This window comes from Candidatus Omnitrophota bacterium (assembly GCA_023819145.1).
Lineage (GTDB): Bacteria > Omnitrophota > Gorgyraeia > DTHP01 > DTHP01 > JBFWKV01.
This window is the reverse complement of sequence record JAMWCW010000001.1, coordinates 163,450-183,476: the sequence shown is the minus strand read 5'-3', so window position 1 is coordinate 183,476 and position 20,027 is coordinate 163,450. Positions and strand designations below refer to the sequence as shown.

Genomic DNA, 20,027 nt, shown 5'->3' with positions numbered 1-20,027 from the left:
TTTATATTTTCCCCTTAGTGGAAGGAATTATTCGCTTACGTTCCTCTATTTGTGAAGCCTCATCTAATGCCTTAGCCAACCCTTTAAATATCGCCTCAATAATATGGTGGGTATCCTCGCCATAAAGAATCTGAATATGGAGGTTAATGCCTAAAGTATTAACAAATGCCTTGAGAAACTGTTTAGCATCATTTAAATTGTAGCCTTTTTTCTGTTTATCACGCTGTTGCTCTGGGACTCCAGCAATTATCAGATTCGGCCTTCCGGAAATATCCAAAACAACCTGCACAAGTGTTTCATCCATGGGAATAAAAGAAGAACCAAATCTTCTTATACCTTTCTTATCACCCAAAGCTTTATTAAATGCCTCGGCTAAAGCTATACCAATATCTTCGTTGGTATGATGAATATCCACATCCAAATCTCCTTTTGCCTTAATATCTAAATCAAAAAATCCATGAAAAGAAAATAATTCTAACATATGGTTTAGAAAACCAATACCTGTATCTATTTGGTATCTACCCGTTCCATCTATGTTTAAACGAATAGAAATGTTTGTCTCTTTTGTCTTTCTTCGTAATGAAGCTTTACGCTTTTCCATTATTCTCTCCTTTTTATTCAAATTTATTCAAAATTTATAACCAAATAGCCCTTTTGGAAAGAGATTTATACTTATTTTAGAATCTCACATTTATTGAATTAATATGCTTCTCCATCCTCTCAATCTTGGCAATTGTTTCGATAAGGCCTTTTTCCTTCTCGAGAGCTTTTTTGGAATATATGATCAAGTGAGTTGTCTTCATAAAATCTTCAACCCCCAAAGCAGAAAAGAATCTTGCACTTCCTCCGGTGGGCAATACGTGACTCGGTCCTGCTACATAATCTCCTACCGCCACCGGGCTATAAGGACCAACAAAAACACATCCCGCATTGCGTATCTTCTTGATTATCCGCCGAGGATTCTCTACAAGAATCTCAAGATGCTCCGGAGCAATGCGGTTGGCTAACTCTATCGCTTCATCTAAATTATTGACCAGAATAAGATAACCTGTATCTACTTCTTTTTTTACCAACTTCGCCAGACTTTTAGAAGTAGTAATTAAGAAAGATGTTCCCCCAACGTGTTCTGCTTGTGCCTTCAAATCCGCAACGACGAAAGCCGGATTGCTAAATCTATTTGCAATAATCACCACTTCCGAAGGACCTGCAAGCATATCGATGTCCACATATCCAAAAACCTGACGTTTTGCTTCCGTAACATAAACATTACCTGGTCCAACAATTTTATCCACCTTTTTTATGGTTTTTGTTCCTAAAGCAAGAGCGGCAATTGCTTGAGCTCCTCCCATCTTATAAATTTCTTTAACCTTAAGAAGACTGGCAACCACTAAAATATAAGGGTTTACAAAACCATCTTTGCCAGGAGGAGTAACCAAAACAATCTCCTCCACTCCGGCAATTCTTGCGGGAATAACCGTCATATAAATAGTAGAAATCAGAGGCGCGGTTCCTGCCGGGATGTATATCCCTACTCTCTTAAGCGGAAAGACTTCCTCTCCTAAAATTACTCCTTCATCACTGCGCATGCGCCAGGATTTCTTTATTCTTTTCTTATAAAATCTCTCTACGTTATCAATGATGGCTTTAAGATTAGTTACAAATTCTGGCTGGATATTCTGAAACGCTCCGCTTATCTCTGCCTCAGTAACGCGCATCTGCCGAGAGTTTAATTTTACTCTGTCGAACTTATAGGTATATTTCAGAACCGCCTCGTCTCCATTGTTGCGCACATTGTCAATAATCTTTGTTACTGTCTTCTCCACCCGTTTTTTGCGAAGACAAATACGGTTGATTAATTTCTCCAGCTCTTTACTATAAAGTTTCAAAAGCCTCATTTTTTAAACTCCTTTATCAACTCAGAAACAGTGTCAATATTAATAAAATTAATTTTATCCACATCCTTTGTCCCTGCCTGAGCTAAATCATTCCTTCCTCCACCCGAACCACCAATTAATGAAGAAATCCTCTGGGCTATCTTCCCTGCTTCAAGAACCCCTGTAATTTCTTTCGTCAGCCCAACTAGCACTGTTGCTTTGCCTTCATACAAAGAGGAAAATATTATACAGAGATCCTCTTTAGCCTTTTCTTTCAAAATATCTATATATTTCCTCAATATCTCTACAGGTTCATCAACTCTCTTAAATATTATCTTTACCCATCCCAACTCCTTTGCTTCTTCCATCAATTTTCCTAAATCTATTTTTTCAAAAATCTTTAGTTTTAATTCTTGCGTCTCCTTCTCCAAAGAGGTTAACTTTTCCCGTAAATTATCAATATAATTAGAAACCTCTTCTGCGCTAATTTTATAACGTGAGGAGATTCCCTTTATATGCGCAAACATCTGGCTTATTCTATTATACGCCACTCTTCCCGTTAAGGCTTCTATCCTTCTTACACCTTGAGCAATTGAAGATTCACTGATAATGACAAATAAACCAATTTCTCCAGTGTAATTCACATGCGTCCCCCCGCATAATTCCTTACTATAATCACCGATTTTTACTACCCTTACTTCCTCCTTATATTTTTCTCCGAAGAAAGCCAAAGCCCCACTCCTTTTTGCCTCTTCAATATTTTTAAATTCAAACTCCAGTTTATTATTATTTCTGATAAGTTCATTAACCCTACTTTCTATCCGTCCAAGTTGCTCTTCGCTTATAGCTTTAAAATGGGAAAAGTCAAAACGGAGACGTTCGGATTCTACAAGAGAACCTGACTGTTGAATATGCCCTCCTAAAACCTCCCGTAGAACAAATTGCAAAAGGTGAGTTGCGGTATGATTACGCGTAATATCCAACCTTCTCTCCTTATCTATTTTAGCATTAACCTTATCATTTAAGCTTATCTTACCCGAAATCACCTTTCCGTGATGCAAAATATGGTCTCCCTTGCGCAGTGTATTCTCAATCTCTACCTTAACACTTTCTGTTTCTATTAATCCCGTATCTCCAACCTGCCCCCCGCCTTCTGGGTAGAAAGGAGTTTCTTCCAAAATTATCTCTACCTCTTCTCCGGAATTTGCTTCTTCGATAAACTCTTCTTTGCTAAAAATACCTAAAACTTTTGTAAAAATAACAAAATTATCATAACCCACAAATACCGTGGGATTAATCCTCTCAATTCTGGAACCATCGGCAACTTCAGAAATAAAAATTTCTTTCCTGATTTTACTCTTTTCTTGGGAACGCTTTCTTTGTTCTTCCATAAGCAGATTAAATTTTTCTCTCTCTACTTCTAAACCTTCTCTTTTGGCAATCAACTGGGTAAGTTCAAGAGGAAAACCATAAGTATCATACAATTTGAAAGCATCTTCTCCTCTTATTACCTTGTCATTTTTTTTCTTAACCTCACCCATTAAGCCATCTAAAATATTTAATCCCTCTTCCAGGGTGTTCTGAAAACGCTTCTCCTCTGCAAGAATAATCTGAGAAATATTTTCTCTTCGTTCCTCCAGTTCAGGATAGGGCACAGACATTGCCTTGGTAACTATAGGAACAATCCTATAAAGAAATTCCTTCTTTATGCCTAAACAATATCCATACCAAAATGCACGACGAATTAACTTCCTTACCACATAACCCCTTTCTTCATTAGAAGGTAAAACTCCATCGCCAATGGCAAAAACTACTGCCCGAGTATGGTCAGCAATAGCATAAATTGAACTTAGGTTTCCGGATACTGGATTCCGAATTTCGGCTTTAATTTCTTTTACTATCGGCTTAAGAATATCTATTTCAAAGTTAGTTAATACTCCTTGCATAACCGCGGAAATTCTCTCCAGTCCCATTCCCGTATCAATGTTTTGTTGGGGAAGGGGTTTAAGATATCCTCTGCCACTTTCATCCTCAAGGCGATTGTATTGGGTAAAGACTAAATTCCAAACCTCTACAAACCGACCACAATTACAAGAGGGATTGCAGTCCTTTCTACCACAGCCGGTTTTTTCTCCTTGGTCAAAGAAAATCTCAGAACAAGGACCGCAGGGACCATTGGGACCTTCAATAACAACATTAGAAGGCCAAAAATTTTCCTCTTGTCCCAGCCTTATTATCCGATTTCTGTCTATCTTTATTTTTTTCTCCCAGACTTCATACGCGATGTTATCATCAAGATAGACGGAAACCCAAAGTTTGGCCACAGAGATTTTGAGAACCTGCGTAACAAATTCCCAAGCCCAGGTAATTGCTTCTTCTTTAAAATAATCACCAAAAGAAAAATTGCCCAACATTTCGAAAAAAGTATGATGACTGGGAGTTTTACCTACCTTATCCAAATCATCTGTCCTTAAGCACTTCTGACAGCTTGCCGCTCTGCGGAAATCAGTAATCTTTCCCAAAAACTGCTCTTTAAACTGGTTCATACCTGCGGTGGTAAATAAAACTGTAGGGTCGTCTTGGGGAACTAATGAAGAAGAAGGAAATATTCGGTGTTCCTTAGAGGAAAAAAAATCCAGAAATTTTTTCCGAATCTCATCTGTCTGCATAAAATATTTGCTTAACCGGCTATACTTGTATATGTGCTTGGTTTACTTTACGAAAAATACGATAGCAAATTAAGAGGGAAAATCCTCTTAACTTTTGAATATCGTCTTTATTACCTCAAAAATCACCTCTTGAGCGAAACCCCTTCTTTGAAGATACCCGTATATACGACGTTTGGCTTTATCAGGTGTGAGATATTTAAATTTTTCAAACCGCCTTTTTGCCAGTTCTTTTGCCTGTAGAAAGTCTACTTCTGAACTTATCGCCTTTATCTCTTCTTCAATCAAATCTGGCGAGATACCTTTTTGACGAAGCTCCCACAAAACAAAGTTCTTACTGCGCGGATTAACTTCTTTTCTCCAGTTAATCCAAAACTTTACAAACGCTCTATCGTCAATTAAACCCAAATCTGTTAAATCCTGAATTGTCTTTTCTATCGATTCCGAAGAAAAATTCTTCTTCCTAAGCCTTTCTAAAATCTCTTTCCTTGTGCGTGGACGATATTTAAGCAAACGGAGCGCATAACTTCTTGCTTTGTCTTGTTCCATTAAATAAAGCTATTTCTCCTTCAAAACCACAAATCCTCTTTGCGTCCGAACCAAACAATCTCCCTTGACAGAATCGATCACTTTCTGATAATCCTCCACATTTTTGATGGGGATATTGTTAATGGATAAAATTACGTCACCTTCACTAAGACCTGCTTCTTCTGCAGGGCTATCTTCTTCAACTTTAACAATAATCACTCCCCGTGATATTCCCAAATTCCTCCGCTTTGCTTCCTCAGAAGTTAAAGTCTCCACTTCCATCCCCCTCCAACTCCCAGCAGAAGCCTTACCTTTTGCAGTTTCAAATTCTTCCGGTCTTTCTCCCACCACTACTTCGATATTTATTTCTTTTTTATCTCGGATTATACCCAATTTTATTTTCTTGCCTATAGGAGTATATCCCACCTTGACCAACAAATCATTGGTATCCTTAATCTTTTCCCCTTCATAAGTTTTTATAATATCTCCTTCCTTTAAACCTGCTTTTTCTGCAGGAGTTTCAGGTAAAACCTCGGCAATAATCACTCCTTCTCTATCTGTCAATTCCATATAATCCATAATCTTTTCGTCGATATCTTGAATGTTCACTCCTAACCAACCATAAGAGATTTTTTTACCTTCAATTAAATTCTGTAAGACCGCTTTGGCAGTATTTATAGGAATAGCAAACCCCACCCCTTGAAATCCACCACTGGTAGAAAATATAGCGACATTGATACCAATTACCTCTCCTTTGATGTTAACTAGAGGGCCTCCGCTATTGCCTGGATTAATGGCAGCATCGGTCTGGATCAACCCTGTATAGAGACGGTCACGCCGACTGGTGCGCGGTAGGGAACGATTTAAAGCACTAACCACTCCTATAGTTACAGTCGGTTTAGGATTATTAATTGCAAATCCAAAAGGATTACCAATAGCAATTGACCACTGTCCAATTTTAACTCCATCAGAATTTCCTAATTTTGCCACCGGAAGATTATGGGCACTAATCTTAATCACCGCCAGGTCTCCTCGTGCATCCACTCCCTTAACTTCGCCTTTAAATTCTCTACCATCAGGCAAAGTAACCATAATCTTTTGCGCCCCTTCAATCACATGCTGATTGGTAAGAATATAACCGTCTTTATGCACAATTACTCCCGACCCAATTCCCATACGCTTGAATTTTCTCCGTGGAACCTCTCCGAAAAACTCCTTAAAGAAATCATCAAAGAAATCATTTCCAAAAGGTCCAAAAAAGAAATCTCCTCCTTTCATCACCTCGGTAGTTTCTGTGCTAATACTTACTACCGCAGGTCCTACCTCTTCGGCAACTTTGATGAAAGCACTCTCTAAAGCGTTTAGAATATCACCTGTCTCTCCCTGAGAAAGAGCTTGGCTCTGTGGCGTAAAATTGAATCTCGCGGTAATAATAACCCCACTAATTAATCCTACAATCAATCCCATCATTAAAATTCCGGCAAAAGTCTTTTTATTTAAATTTACCTTCATCCTCCACCCTCCTTTCAATCCAAGTTATAGACAAACAATCCTGAATCTTGAATACCTCCAAAAAACAAAATGCAAATTACAAAACATAAAATTTATTCTTAATTTTTGGGTCATTGACTACTAGATTACGACCTACAAAATTAATTTAATTAGACTTGTTGCCCAGTGGCTGATTTTATCAAGAAGTAGCTTCTATCCGCTCTCTTATCTTTGTCTCAATTTCTTGGGAAACTTTGGCATTTTCTTTCAAAAAAATCCGCGCATTATCCTTACCTTGACCTAATTTCTTATCTCCATACACCAGCCAAGCACCTGATTTTTCAATTATCCCAAGTTCTGTACCTAAATCAATAATTCCACTCTCTTTAGAGATTCCCTCTTCATAGTAGATATCAAAACTTGCCTCATGAAAAGGAGGAGCAACTTTATTCTTCACCACCTTTGCCTTAACCCTACTCCCCAAAATATTATCACCTGATTTTATAGTTTCTTGTCTCCTCAAATCTATTCTCACGGAAGCATAAAATTTCAAAGCCCTTCCTCCCGGAGTAGTCTCAGGATTACCAAACATAATCCCAATCTTTTCTCTTATTTGGTTAATAAAAATAACACACGTCTTGGACTTGCTAATGGCAGCAGTAAGCTTACGCATTGCCTGGGACATAAGTCTTGCCTGTAGGCCAACAAGTTGGTCCCCCATTTCGCCTTCGATCTCCGCGCGGGGAACCAGTGCTGCTACCGAATCAATCACAATAACATCTACCGCATTGGAACGCACCAAAGTTTCGGCAATCTCTAAAGCCTGCTCTCCTGTATCGGGCTGAGAAATCAACAAATCATCCAGATTTACCCCCACTTTTTTTGCGTAGGTGGGGTCGAGAGCATGTTCCGCATCGATAAAAGCGGCCACCCCTCCTGTGCGCTGTGTCTGACTAATAATGCTTAAAGCAAGTGTAGTTTTACCTGAAGATTCAGGACCAAAAATTTCTACTACTCTTCCTCGCGGAACACCGCCGATACCTAAGGCATAGTCAAGAGCTATCGACCCCGTAGGAATAAAAGCAACTTCTAATTTTGTCTCCTGACCCAAGCGCATAATAGAACCTTTACCAAATTGTTTCTCAATCTGCGCAAGGGCTAAATCTAAAGCACGGTCCTTCTCTGTCTTTACCTCTTTTTTTTCTTCTTTAGCTTTTATTTCTGCCATATTGCCTCCTTTTGTTCATCTAATAACAATTTGTTTTATGCTTATTTTCTTGCTAAACTAATAATAAAATTTGATTTATTAAATTATATCCCCTCTATTTTATCTTGTAAAGAAAAATCTGGTTGTTTTTTGTTGAAATCTATTCTATACTTTAGAGTTAAATGAAGGCAGAAATTATCTCTATCGGCACAGAATTACTCTTAGGTCAACTTATTAATACCAACGCTGCCTATTTAGCTGAGAAACTGGCGCAGTTGGGAATAGATGTTTACTATCAATCAACCGTAGGCGACAATCCCAAAAGACTCTCTTTTCTTTTGAAACAAGCTTTTAGACGTTCGGAGATAATCATTACCACCGGTGGTCTTGGTCCTACAGTAGATGACATTACTGTTGCTACCATTGCCAAAACTTTTAAATGTAAACTTATATTCAATGAAGAAATTCTTTCAAGGATAGAAGCACATTTCAAAAAGCGCGGGTTAAAAACTCCTCCCAGTAACAAACGTCAAGCATATGTTCCTGAAAACTCTCATATTTTGGAAAATAGCATAGGAACTGCTCCTGGTTTTATATTGGATAAAGATAAGAAATTTATCGTTGCTTTACCTGGCCCTCCTTTAGAATTAAAACCGATGTTTGAAAAGAAAATTATTCCTTTCTTAAAAGATAAAACCAAGACAAAAGAAATTATCTTCAGCAAAACTTTAAAACTTACTGGTCTCTGCGAATCAGAAATTGCGGAAAGTATAAAAGACCTTTTGGAATCAAAACCTCCTTTAACCGTAGGCATATATGCTCATCCTGCAGAGATAGATTTAAAAATTACTGCCAAAGCAAAAAACAAGAAAGAGGCTTTAAGAAAGATTGCTAAAATTGAGAAAATTATCAAAAGCCGTCTCCCAAATTATGTCTTTGGGAAAGATAAAGAAACCTTGGAGGAAGTGGTGGGAAAATTTTTAGCCAAAAATAAAAAAACTCTGGCGGTAGCGGAGTCTTGCACTGGAGGACTGATTGCCAACCGTCTTACAAATATCTCTGGAAGTTCGCAGTATTTTGTTTTAGGAATAGTCGCTTATTCCAATCAAGAGAAGATTAAATTACTTAAAGTCCCTGAGAAAATTTTAGAAAAATATGGCGCGGTAAGTAAAGAAGTAGCAGAAATCATGGCAAAAAATGTCCGTAAAATAGCAAAAGTAGACATCGGGTTAGGAGTTACAGGAATCGCGGGTCCTAAAGGAGGTTCTTACCAGAAACCGGTGGGTTTGGTCTATATTGCCCTATCTACAGAAGATAAAACGATGGTCCAAGAATTTCGCTTTATCGGAGACAGGTTAGATATAAAACTGAAAACATCACAAGCAGCTTTGGAAATGGTAAGAAAACGCTTACTAAATACAAAAACCAAGTAATATTGCTCATTGATTAATCTTATGGTAACCGTTAACAATGAAAATATCTACCTAACCCCCAAGTTTTTTATCATGAATATTTGACATTTACTATTTTTAAAAATGGGTATACGAACCTTTATCGCCATAGAAATCCCTGAACCTTTACGCAAAGAATTTTCTCAATTGCAAAATGAGTTGAAAAAATCTGACGCAGATGTAAAGTGGGTTGACCCCAAGAACATGCATCTTACGCTAAAATTTTTAGGAAACACCGAAGAAAAGGAGCTTAGAGAGATAAAAGAGGTTCTCGAGAAAAACATCCAGGACACAAATCCTTTTGAAATAAATTTTTTTAGACTCGGCGCTTTTCCAAAATTGGACTTTCCCCGTGTTATCTGGGTAGGGATAGAAAAGGGCAAGGAAAACTTAACTCTCTTGGCTGAAAAGATAGAAAAATGTTTAGTACAAAGAGGTTTTCCGAAAGAAAAAAAACCATATTCCTGCCATCTTACCTTAGGGAGATTAAGGTCTTTTAAAAATAAAGATAAATTAAAAAAGATTTTTGAGGAGAGAATTAATTTTCGGACAGAAAATAACCTTATTGTCGATAAAATATTTCTTTTTAAAAGTGAGCTTACCTCTTTGGGCCCTATCTATACCAAATTAGTTGAATTCCCCTTCTCTTAATCTCCGAATAATCTCTTCACCTTTCTTGACCTCATCAACTTTAATCCCTTGCCATCTACCATGGGAAGAAAAACTTACCCAGAAGAAATCGGTCTGAGGATAGACACGGAGCAAAATCTTTCCTTTTTCTTGCATTTCTATAAATCCCCGTGATGTATCTACAGTAGCATCTATATTTATGTTTCGCAATTCCCTAATAATTCTATGGCACAATTGCCTTAAGGATAAAATTTTAATGGAATTAATTAAATCTTCAAACCGTGGTTTACTTATTTCGATATTCTTCTGTACGGAAACAGACAAAGCATATGGTCTTAGAATAAGGTGGGAAATACCATCTTCATTCTTAAGTTCATACTCATAGAGTTCAATCTTTGTAGTGTTGACATAGCTGAGTTTCCGGATAAAATCCTCGCCAAAATTACCTCCTACAATTATTATTCTGGGTGCAAGAGTTATATCAATTTTATCTTTATTGTATTTCTGGACTATAGAATTTATATTATTAAGAATCCAGTCAAAGTGTTCTAGGGCACGAAGAATTACCGTTTCATCATCCCCTACTTCCAATTCTATTATCACCAATTCTCCTAAGAGGTCTACCGCAAGAATATCTAAAGGTCTCTTGGTAAGGATGAGATTACGGTCTAAAACGCGCAATCCCCTCTCCAGATTAGCAATGCCTTCTATCAACAGTTGGCTAATTCTTTCTTTATTACCACTGTCAATACGAAAGCCATTTTTATTATTTAACCATCTGTTGAACAAGCGTTTTTCTTCTTTCATGGACCGTTTCCTTTTCTTTAACTACTTCTTCCTTAACCTTTAGGAGCAAAAGACTAAATTCACTATGAGCACCTTGGCTTTGACTGAAACGATGAATCTTCTCAAAAACTTTATTTCCCAACTTTGCCACATTCCAAGTCCGATACTGGTTAATGATATCCTTCAAATTGTTTATACCAAACTCTTTACCCTCTCTGTTTCTTATCTCTACAACGCCCGCGGTAAAACCAACAACTAAATCACCTTTATTCAATCCCACTTCCTGGTCAAAAAATCCTACATTCTTAGCAATACCTAAAGGAGTAGAATCTAAAGCTTCATATAGATTTATCTCCTGTTTGCCTTCGGAAGCCATAATTAAAGGTTCATGTCCTGCATTAGCAAAACTTAAAATCCTTTTTTCCATATCAACTAAAAGATATAAACAAGTAGCATACATTCCTTTTGTTCCTTCCGCAAAAAGAATATTATTTACCGCATTGAATAATATGCGTGGCCTTTTACATAAAGGAGCCTGGAGACGAAACTCATTTACTAATTTCGTAATGTAGTTAACTGTCTCCAATCCTTTACCCGATGCCCTGCCTAACAAAACCCCAATCTGATTATCCTCAAGTTTAATAATATCAAAAAAATCTCCTTCTGCCTCATGACTAAAGGATGTCTTAATAACTATTTCTACGTCCTTGGTTACTAAATTGTTGTTAATAAATGTTTCTTGCTTCAATTTCCAAGCCAGTTCTTTTTTCTTTTCCTCTTTTTTAAGCATTATTTCGGCACTATAGCGATAAATAGTGATAGCCAGGAAAATATAAAAAGAAGAAAAAGCGGGAAGAAAATTATCCATCCAAAATCCCAAAAGATAAAATACTATAAAAGAAATCGCTAAATAAGAAAGAATAAAAAGAAAGACAAAAAGAAATCTTCGGGAACGCCTTACTTTTAGAAACACCACAGTACTTAATAAAGATAAAAGCAAAAGAATTCCGGTATTTCCCCATCTATTAGCCCGGTGTAAGAATTTGCTTCTTAGAAGACTATCAAGAACCTGCAGACGAATCTCTAAGGGAGAAGTTAAATTAAAAGGTGTAGGATAAGATTTGTTTACTACCACCGGAGCCATACCAATTATACAAATTTTGTCCTTAAAACGAGAGAAATCTATTTTAGGAGATTCTTGTCGGGAAGATAAGAAAATAGAGATTACTAAATTAAAATATGTATACCTCTCAACCCCTGAATATTTATTTTTATCGTAGTTTATCAAAAACTCTTTATGGAAAGGAAAGCTTAAGTCCTCTTCCATATAGGATAGGTAAGTTTGAAGGACTAAAGATTTTTTCCCTTCTAAAAACAATCGATATCTACGTATTTTTCCATCCTGGTCAAGAATTAAATCTCTGTCTTCAAAATCCAAAGAATTTTCTTGCGGATAAAATATTTGAGTTTTGGTGGGGGGAGATTTCAAAAAAGGATGCTCAAAATCTATATATTTCTTCAATGATGAATCCACAAGTATTGCTTTTACTCCCAAACCGCTCAAGTAATTTACCAAATAAGGTAGCCACTCCTTTTTCCATGGCCAGAGTCCATCTTCTCTTACCTCTTCCTCTACCTCTAAAATAATGAGGGAATTAGAAGAATTTCCTTTAGGCCTAAACTTTAGAAAGAAATCATAGATTTTTAACTCTATTGAGTCATGCCAACCTAATAAAGAAGAAAATATTAAAATAAAGAATCCCAAGCTTAAAATTCTTATGCAAATTTTCTGTGATTTTCTCATAACTTTGGCCATCACCAGAACTCCTCTCTTTTACTTATTAAATATATAACACAACACCACCAAATCGTCAAGTTTTAAAAAGTATGAAAAAATTGTAAATTTAATCTATTTTCTGAACATTATTCTTTATTAATTATCCGGGATAGATAAAAACGGTGATGATAAAGAAAGCTTATCCCGGAAAGCAAAGTCACAAAGGTAACAAAGAAAAATAACCAAAAAACCGTATGGTTAAAAGCACCCTCCCAGAAACTGTTCCATAAGTTCTTGCCTATCAACAATTCACGAACAAAGAGAAATAAGAGGACGGTAATGATTGTAAAGAACTGAGATACCGCCTTATGCTTACCGGCGCGCATTGCAGGAATTACTGTCCCATTCATCATCACCAAGATTCTGATTCCTGTAACCAATAATTCCCTTCCCACAATAATCATTGCCATCCAGGAGAACATTAACCCCATCTCTACAAAAGCAATAAATGCCGCCAAAACAAGAATTTTATCTGCTACGGGGTCCATAAGTTTACCAAAGTTTGTAACTAAATTATTCTTCCGCGCTAAATACCCATCCCAATAATCTGTAAGACTTGCTAGAAAAAAGATAAAGATCGCCATCAATTTGGCAAAGATTCCCGGCAAGAAAAGAAAATACATAAAAATGAAAGTAAGTAAAACCCGCAGAATGGTAAGAATATTGGGTAGATTCATCTTGAAAACAAAAAATTCCTTTATGTATAAACGATTTTCACAAACAGAAATCTATATTTTCTGTGCCAGTAAATCATATTCCCAGGTATCAATGACCTTTGCTTTTATAAATTCTCCCGGCTTCAAACTCTTATCCCTAATAATTACACCCCCATCTACTTCGGGAGCATCATATTCAGTCCTTCCTAAGAAGGTAAAACTATCCTCGGGAAGCTTCTCATCGATAAGCACCTTTATGCTTTTCCCTATATAACCCTTGAGAATCTCTAAAGAAATTTCTTTCTGTATTTCTAAAAGATAGTTATAACGCTCCCTTTTTATTTTCTCATGAACCTGCTCTGGAAAATTATAGGCGTGAGTGTCTTCTTCTTTGGAATAAACAAAAACACCCAAATGTTCAAATTTAACCTCTTGAACAAATTTAACTAATTCCTGAAAATCTGCTTCTTTTTCTCCAGGGAATCCAACTATAATGGAAGTCCTCAAAGCAACATTCTTAATCTTTCTTCTCAGACGATCTATAAGTTGATAAATTTGCGCTTTTGAAATCTTTCTTCCCATCCTTGCCAATATTCTATTAGAGATGTGTTGAATAGGCATATCTATATAGCGACATATTTTTTCATTCTCTGCAATAAACTCAATCAATTCATCAGTTATGTGGGCAGGATGCATATAGAGTATCCTTATCCAAGAGATAGATTTTATCTTTACCAGTTCCTTTAGCAAGGCAAGAAGTGTAGGCGTTCCATAAAGGTCCTTACCGTAAAGAGTGGTATCTTGAGCCACCAGATTTATTTCCTTCAATAAATGCCCTCTCGCCAAACTCTTTACTTCTTTAATAATCTCCTCCAGCGGACGGGAACGCAAGGAGCCTCTGATTTTAGGAATGATACAATAACTACAAAAGTTATCACAACCTTCGCTTAATTTTATGTAAGCATAGTGGGAAGGGGTAAGCCTAAACCTCAAAGACCTAAATCCTCGTTTACTCTTCATTCGAGGAATCTTAAACTTAACTCTTTGTGAACTGGGGTTTACTAAATTTTCTATCATCTCCTCTAAGTTATGTTTCCACGCTTCTACTCCTAAAAAACCGTCCACTTCAGGTAACTCTTTCTTTAACTCCTCATCATAGCGCTGGTAAAGACAACCAATAACCCATAATCTTTGGATAACTCCTTCCTTCTTAAGTTCAATAAATTCCAGAATTGTTTCAATCGACTCTTCCTTAGCCTCTTTTATAAAAGCACAGGAATTGACAATTGCTAAATCTACGTCTTTAGGCTGGTTAACTATTCTAAAACCTTTATCGTTTAAAATACCCAAGATAATTTCTGAGTCGATAAGATTTCTAGCGCAACCTAAACTTAAAAGATATACTTTGAGTTTTTTCATGTTAACAAAGGAGGGAAACTATTCTCTATGTAGCCCTGCATGGTCAATGAGAATGCCCTTTTGCACCCCTTCACCTTTAATCTCCAAAGGCTTCTCATTAAGGAAAAGAGTAAGATTTTTCGCTTCACCTACCCAGAGTTCAAAATTTTCTTTCGCATTCCAGGAGTCTTCAGTACCTGTTTTCAAGATGTGCTGAAAAACAATCTTCCCATCTGCCTTGAGCTGTATCCATGTATCCTTCTTGGCTTTAATCTTTAAGATTAACGCCTCCTTCTTGGGGATAAAAAGACTCTCAGCGGGTTTCTCCTTCAGAGAAATCTTTTTTTCTTTTCTCATCGCCGATATTTTCTTAGAAAAACTGATAGTTTTAAAAAGAAGAAACACTGCAATAACTAGAACGAGGCCTACAATTATTTTTCTGATAATTCCCTTATTCTTGAATATGGAAAACACCTCTTTAGAAGAAGCAACGGGGGTAACAGAAGGAGGTTCGGTTTGAGAAAGAGAAGAAAGATAGGTATTAACTATTTCGCTACTATTCAGACCTAAAAATTCGGCATATTTTTTTAAAAAACCTTTTACATACAAAACACCTGCTAATTTATCAAACTCTTCTTTTTCTAAATGAGAAAGAATATGGGGAGGAATACGCGTAGCCTGATAGACAGATTCCAAGGTTAATTTCTTGCTTTCACGTTTCTTTCTTAATGTTTCACCAATGTTTATCATCGCTCTAATCTAAAACTTACTACCATTATGTTTGTTCTTTAATATTGGGGTCTCTCGTTAATTCCTCTTTATTAACCAGTATTTCCCTCGGTTTTGCCCCTCTATAAGGTCCGACAATACCTTCTTCTTCCATCATATCGATAAGTCTAGCTGCACGTGTAAAACCAAGACGTAATCTGCGCTGAAGAATAGAAGCAGAAGCCTGCCCTGTTTCTAATACCACTTTAACCGCCTCATCATATAACTCATCTTTGTCCTTCCCTAACCCAAATGTTCTTTTTTCTGCATCCTTCAATAAAAATTCATTATAGGCAGGAGGAGCTTGTTTTTTCAAAAACTCCACAACCCTCTCTATTTCCCTATCGGAAACTAAACTCCCCTGAGCACGGATGGGCTTAGAAGTCCCCGGTCTCAGAAAAAGCATATCCCCTTTACCCAAAAGTTTATCTGCACCATTCATATCAAGAACAGTGCGCGAATCTACTTTGGAGGCAACGCGGAAAGAGATACGCGCAGGAAAATTTGCCTTGATTACTCCCGTAACTACATCTACCGAAGGTCTCTGTGTGGCTAAGATAAGATGTATCCCTACAGCACGCGAAAGATGGGCAAGGCGTGTAATCGCTTCTTCTATCTCCCGAGAAGCTACGACCATAAGGTCAGCCAATTCATCAATCACTGTAACGATATAAGGCATATGTTTGTCAAAATCTATCGTATGAAAATCATTAGCCAATTCTTCATCAAAATCTTCTGCAGAAAGTTTTACTCCTTGGTCAATTTTTTCATTATACCCTTCAATATTACGTACTCCTAATCTGGCAAATATACGATATCTCCACTCCATCTCTTCTACTAACCAGGAAAGAACCAAGGCGGTCTTTTTAGCATCGGTTACCACGGGAGAAAGGAGGTGGGGTAGCCCATTAAACATCGCCAACTCTACCATCTTTGGGTCAATAAGAATAAAACGGACATCGTAAGGAGTGGCTCTAAAAAGTATACTCATAATAATGGTATTGACACAAACTGTCTTTCCTGAGCCGGTTGCCCCAGCAATAAGGAGATGAGGCATGTCCTGGAGATTGCTTATTAAAGGATTTCCCGATATATCTTTTCCTAAAGCAATAGCTAATTTGGAATTAGCGTTCCTAAACTCTTTAACCTCAAGAATATCCCTTAGATATACAAGAGTAGTAAGAGAATTAGGAACTTCTACTCCTACTGTCCCTCTTCCGGGAAGCGGTGCTACCACCCTTACACTGGAAGCCTTCATCACCAAAGCGATATCGTCACTTAGAGAAACAATCTTATTAATCTTTACTCCGGGAGCAGGTTGAAGTTCATAAAGAGTAACCACCGGACCACGTTCTACTCTTACGACTTTTGCCTCAATACTAAAATCACGTAAAGTTTCCTCTAAGATACGTGAATTTTCTTCAAGGTCTTCTTTGATCTCCCGCTCTTCAATGGGAGGAGGAGATTCCAGAAGGTCAAAGGAAGGAAGAACAAACTGGGAACTTCTCTCTTCTTTTAAATACTTTTCTTGATGAGAAATATTTTTTACTTCCTTAGGTTCCTCTCTTGGGCGCGTCACCGAGGGGGTAATATTAATCTCCGGAGGCTTATCCAAGGTCTCTGCCCATTTTTTCTCATTTACAAGAGAAATTGATTCTTCTTTTTCTCTTCCATATCCCTTTATTCCTTTATCTATTTTCTTCTCTCTACGCAGTATTTTAAAACTTGATTTTTTAAAAAAACCTATACTCTCCACAAACCACTCTCTAAAACCGGCAATGTAGGGGGTGAGGAGAATGTCCGTAACCAATATGATAGAGAGTAGTCCCAAAGTCATTAAAATTATCCATGCCCCTAATCTACCAAAATAATTTAAGAGAAAAAGAGAGATATGGTGTCCAATAAATCCCCCCATTTTGAATTTGGCTGTTTTCTCCAGCCCCATCATTGAAAAAATTCCTGACAAAACCAGTCCTGAAATAATTAAACTAAAAATTTTTAATTTTATTCTTTCGGGAGAAAGATGCAAGAACTTTTTTACCGCCCAAGCGATAAAGAAAAGCGGAATAAAATATCCTGCATAACCGAAGAGAAAGAAAACTATTCCTGAAAAAATCGCACCAAAAATACGTATAAAATTACGCGGGGGTATATTGGGTGAGGAGGTGTAAAAAGATAAATCATCAGTAGTGTAAGAAATGAAACTAAAAAGAATGATAATACCGATAGCCAGAAATATAACTCCTAAAATCTCTTCCCATTTCTCTCTCTGCATAATCAGCTTTTTTCTTTAGGGCTTTCTTTTTTATCCAAAGGACTTGCCTGCTTAATACTCAGACTTATTCTGCCCTGTTCGTCTATCCCAATAACCTTTACTCTTACATCTTCTCCTGCCTTTACGATGTCGGTTACATCTTTTACAAACTTATTGGACAATTCTGAAATATGAATTAATCCTTCTTTACCGGGAGCAAGTTCGCAGAAAGCCCCAAAATTTGTTACACGAGTAATCTTACCTTTATAAATTTCTCCCACCTTTAATTCCTGAGTAAGAAAATTAATCATTTCAATTGCCCGGTTAAGATTATTCTCGTCAATACTTGAAACTGAAACCACGCCGTAATCATCTATGTCAATGCTCACCCCTGTTTCATCTATAATCTTTCTTATATTTCTTCCACCCGGACCAATGATAAGCGCAATTTTATCAGGAGGGAACTTTAAAGTAGTAATCTTAGGAGCATAACTGGATATCTTCTCCCGTGGCTTACCTATCACCTCTTTCATCTTCCCCAAGACAAAAATTCGGGCAGGCTTTGCCTGGAACAATATCTTACTAATCAACCCCACGCCAATACCATTTATCTTTAAGTCCATCTGAATGGCGGTTATTCCGTCTTCTGTGCCTGCTATTTTAAAATCCATATCCCCATAGTGGTCTTCAAGCCCCGCAATATCGGTAAGCACAATCTCCTCGGTAGCTTCCTTTACTAAACCCATCGCAATTCCACTTACTGCTTTCTTTATGGGAACACCCGCATCCATTAGAGAAAGACTTGCTCCACAAACAGTAGCCATACTTGAAGAACCATTTGACTCCAAAATATCCGAAACCACCCGTACAGTATAAGGAAATTCCTCCTCTTTGGGCATAACCGGAAGAAGCGCCCTCTCCGCCAAGGCACCGTGTCCAATTTCTCTTCTTCCCGGGCCCCTTACTGGTCTTACCTCTCCTACACTAAAAGGAGGGAAATTATAATGAAGCATAAATTTCTTAAAGGTCTCTCCTTCTAAAGCATCAATCATCTGTTCATCCGTGCTTGTACCCAAAGTAGTAACTGCTAAACTTTGAGTCTGTCCACGCGTAAAAAGGCTGGAACCATGGGTACGCGGAAGAACCCCTACTTCACATTTTACAGGACGTATATCGGTTAACTCTCTCCCATCAATCCGTTTTTTGGTTTTAATAATAATTTTGCGAACTTCTTCTTTTTCTATCTTATCCAACGCGCTTCTAACCTTTATTTCATCGTATTCGGGGTTTATTTTAGAAAGCGTAACAGTTATCTCTTTAACCAGCGAATCAATGGCTTCAATACGTTTTTCTCGGTCAGAAAGCATATTAATCTCGCGTAAATTCTCAATACTATTTTCTCTTACCATTTCCAGCAAAGAAGAGTCAATCTTATCCAGCTCCAAAGTTCTCTTTTGTCTTCCGCATAAATCTCTCAGTTTATCTTGTAAGTCAATTATTTTCATTATCTCTGGGAGAGCAAAATTGATTGCTTCTTGAACTAATTCTTCTGGCAATTCCCGCGCAGTGCCTTCTAACATCACCACTCCCTCTTTGGTCCCTGCCACCACGAGGTCTAAATCAGAATTTTCTAACTCACTATACGTGGGATTAATAATAAACTCGTTATTTAAACGCCCAACACGCACTGCTCCCGCTGGCCCCAAGAAAGGGATATCAGAGATATGTAAAGCAGAAGAGGCACCAATAATGCCTAAAATATCCGGGTCGTTACTAATGTCGCTTGATAGAACCATCGCCATAATTTGTATTTCATTGCGTAGGCCATCGGGAAAAAGAGGTCTTATAGGACGGTCAATAAGGCGGGAAGTAAGGATTTCTTTCTCGGACGGTCTGCCTTCGCGTTTAAAAAATCCTCCGGGAATTTTTCCCGCAGCGTATGTTTTTTCCTGATACTCTACGGTAAGGGGAAGAAAATCTGCTCCCTCTTTAATCTCTCGCGACATAACTGCCGTAACCAAAACTACAGTCTCGCCGTACTGCACTGTAACTGCTCCATCTGCTTGTTTTGCAAGTTTCCCGGTTTCAATAATTAACGGATTGCCATTAATCTTTGTCTCTAAACGTATCGGCTCCATCTTTATTTCCGTATGTCAAGAACCTTTATGATTTTCTCGTACCTTCTGCGGTCGTGCCTCTTTAAATAATCAAGCAATCTTCTTCTTTTCCCCACCAACTTTAGTAGCCCTCTGCGAGAACTATGGTCTTTTTTATGGGTCTTAAGGTGTTCGGATAAGAGATTTATCCTCTCTGTAAGTAAAGCAATCTGCACCTCGCAGGAACCGGTATCTTTCTCATGCACCCGAAAATCAGTAATTATCTTTTTTTTCTGTTCGGTAAGTAGTGCCAATTTTTATCTCCTCCTTTCACGATATTAAACTCATAAAAAACAAAAAGAATCCATCTCTTTTAGATATTTTA

Annotated in this window: 16 protein-coding genes; 2 read left to right on the top strand and 14 right to left on the bottom strand. The window is 37.4% G+C overall.

The features are described from left to right. Nucleotide 1: 1 nt before the first annotated feature. From hisB to recA, 6 genes are all read right to left on the bottom strand, one after another. Nucleotides 2-601, bottom strand: a complete 600-nt coding sequence (gene hisB / locus NC818_00715) for an imidazoleglycerol-phosphate dehydratase HisB (protein MCM8783289.1) — start codon at nt 599-601, stop codon at nt 2-4. Nucleotides 602-677: 76 nt separating this feature from the next. After that, nucleotides 678-1,895, bottom strand: a complete 1,218-nt coding sequence (hisD, locus tag NC818_00710; protein MCM8783288.1) for a histidinol dehydrogenase — start codon at nt 1,893-1,895, stop codon at nt 678-680. After that, complete coding sequence (gene alaS, locus NC818_00705; protein ID MCM8783287.1) at nt 1,892-4,543, bottom strand: alanine--tRNA ligase; 2,652 nt, start codon at nt 4,541-4,543, stop codon at nt 1,892-1,894. Before alaS ends, hisD begins: the two co-directional genes overlap by 4 nt. A gap of 87 nt (nt 4,544-4,630) precedes the next feature. Next, nucleotides 4,631-5,089: a recombination regulator RecX gene (locus NC818_00700; GenBank protein ID MCM8783286.1), complete on the bottom strand. Its 459-nt coding sequence runs from the start codon at nt 5,087-5,089 to the stop codon at nt 4,631-4,633. 9 nt (nt 5,090-5,098) lie between these two features. Beyond that, nucleotides 5,099-6,580: a Do family serine endopeptidase gene (locus NC818_00695; protein ID MCM8783285.1), complete on the bottom strand. Its 1,482-nt coding sequence runs from the start codon at nt 6,578-6,580 to the stop codon at nt 5,099-5,101. A 178-nt stretch (nt 6,581-6,758) separates the two neighbouring features. Continuing rightward, entirely contained in the window at nt 6,759-7,787 is a 1,029-nt protein-coding gene (gene recA / locus NC818_00690; GenBank protein MCM8783284.1) for a recombinase RecA, read from the bottom strand. A gap of 161 nt (nt 7,788-7,948) precedes the next feature. Between recA and NC818_00685 the strand changes: the two genes are divergently transcribed. Together NC818_00685 and thpR are read left to right on the top strand one after the other, a co-directional pair. Further along, nucleotides 7,949-9,199: a competence/damage-inducible protein A gene (locus NC818_00685; GenBank protein MCM8783283.1), complete on the top strand. Its 1,251-nt coding sequence runs from the start codon at nt 7,949-7,951 to the stop codon at nt 9,197-9,199. 102 nt (nt 9,200-9,301) lie between these two features. Continuing rightward, a complete protein-coding gene (gene thpR, locus NC818_00680) occupies nt 9,302-9,868 on the top strand; it encodes an RNA 2',3'-cyclic phosphodiesterase (protein MCM8783282.1) in 567 nt (188 codons plus the stop codon). On the opposite strand, the gene NC818_00675 is transcribed toward thpR, so the two are convergent. From NC818_00675 to rpsO, 8 genes are all read right to left on the bottom strand, one after another. Then, nucleotides 9,845-10,654, bottom strand: a complete 810-nt coding sequence (locus tag NC818_00675) for a hypothetical protein (GenBank protein MCM8783281.1) — start codon at nt 10,652-10,654, stop codon at nt 9,845-9,847. The genes thpR and NC818_00675 overlap by 24 nt on opposite strands. Continuing rightward, nucleotides 10,614-12,449 (bottom strand): SpoIIE family protein phosphatase, encoded by a 1,836-nt coding sequence (locus NC818_00670; GenBank protein ID MCM8783280.1) that lies wholly within the window; start codon nt 12,447-12,449, stop codon nt 10,614-10,616. Before NC818_00670 ends, NC818_00675 begins: the two co-directional genes overlap by 41 nt. Before the next feature lie 107 nt (nt 12,450-12,556). Then, on the bottom strand, nt 12,557-13,147 hold the full coding sequence (pgsA, locus tag NC818_00665; protein MCM8783279.1) for a CDP-diacylglycerol--glycerol-3-phosphate 3-phosphatidyltransferase: 591 nt from the start codon (nt 13,145-13,147) through the stop codon (nt 12,557-12,559). Nucleotides 13,148-13,198: 51 nt separating this feature from the next. Continuing rightward, the gene (rimO, locus tag NC818_00660; protein MCM8783278.1) at nt 13,199-14,545 is read right to left on the bottom strand and encodes a 30S ribosomal protein S12 methylthiotransferase RimO; all 1,347 of its coding nucleotides are present in this window, start codon (nt 14,543-14,545) and stop codon (nt 13,199-13,201) included. Between the two features lie 18 nt (nt 14,546-14,563). Continuing rightward, entirely contained in the window at nt 14,564-15,274 is a 711-nt protein-coding gene (locus NC818_00655; GenBank protein MCM8783277.1) for a DUF4115 domain-containing protein, read from the bottom strand. 25 nt (nt 15,275-15,299) lie between these two features. Continuing rightward, the gene (locus tag NC818_00650) at nt 15,300-17,567 is read right to left on the bottom strand and encodes a DNA translocase FtsK (GenBank protein MCM8783276.1); all 2,268 of its coding nucleotides are present in this window, start codon (nt 17,565-17,567) and stop codon (nt 15,300-15,302) included. 2 nt (nt 17,568-17,569) lie between these two features. Continuing rightward, nucleotides 17,570-19,684, bottom strand: a complete 2,115-nt coding sequence (pnp, locus tag NC818_00645) for a polyribonucleotide nucleotidyltransferase (GenBank protein MCM8783275.1) — start codon at nt 19,682-19,684, stop codon at nt 17,570-17,572. Between the two features lie 2 nt (nt 19,685-19,686). Next, nucleotides 19,687-19,956: a 30S ribosomal protein S15 gene (gene rpsO, locus NC818_00640; GenBank protein ID MCM8783274.1), complete on the bottom strand. Its 270-nt coding sequence runs from the start codon at nt 19,954-19,956 to the stop codon at nt 19,687-19,689. Between the last annotated feature and the right edge of the window lie 71 nt (nt 19,957-20,027).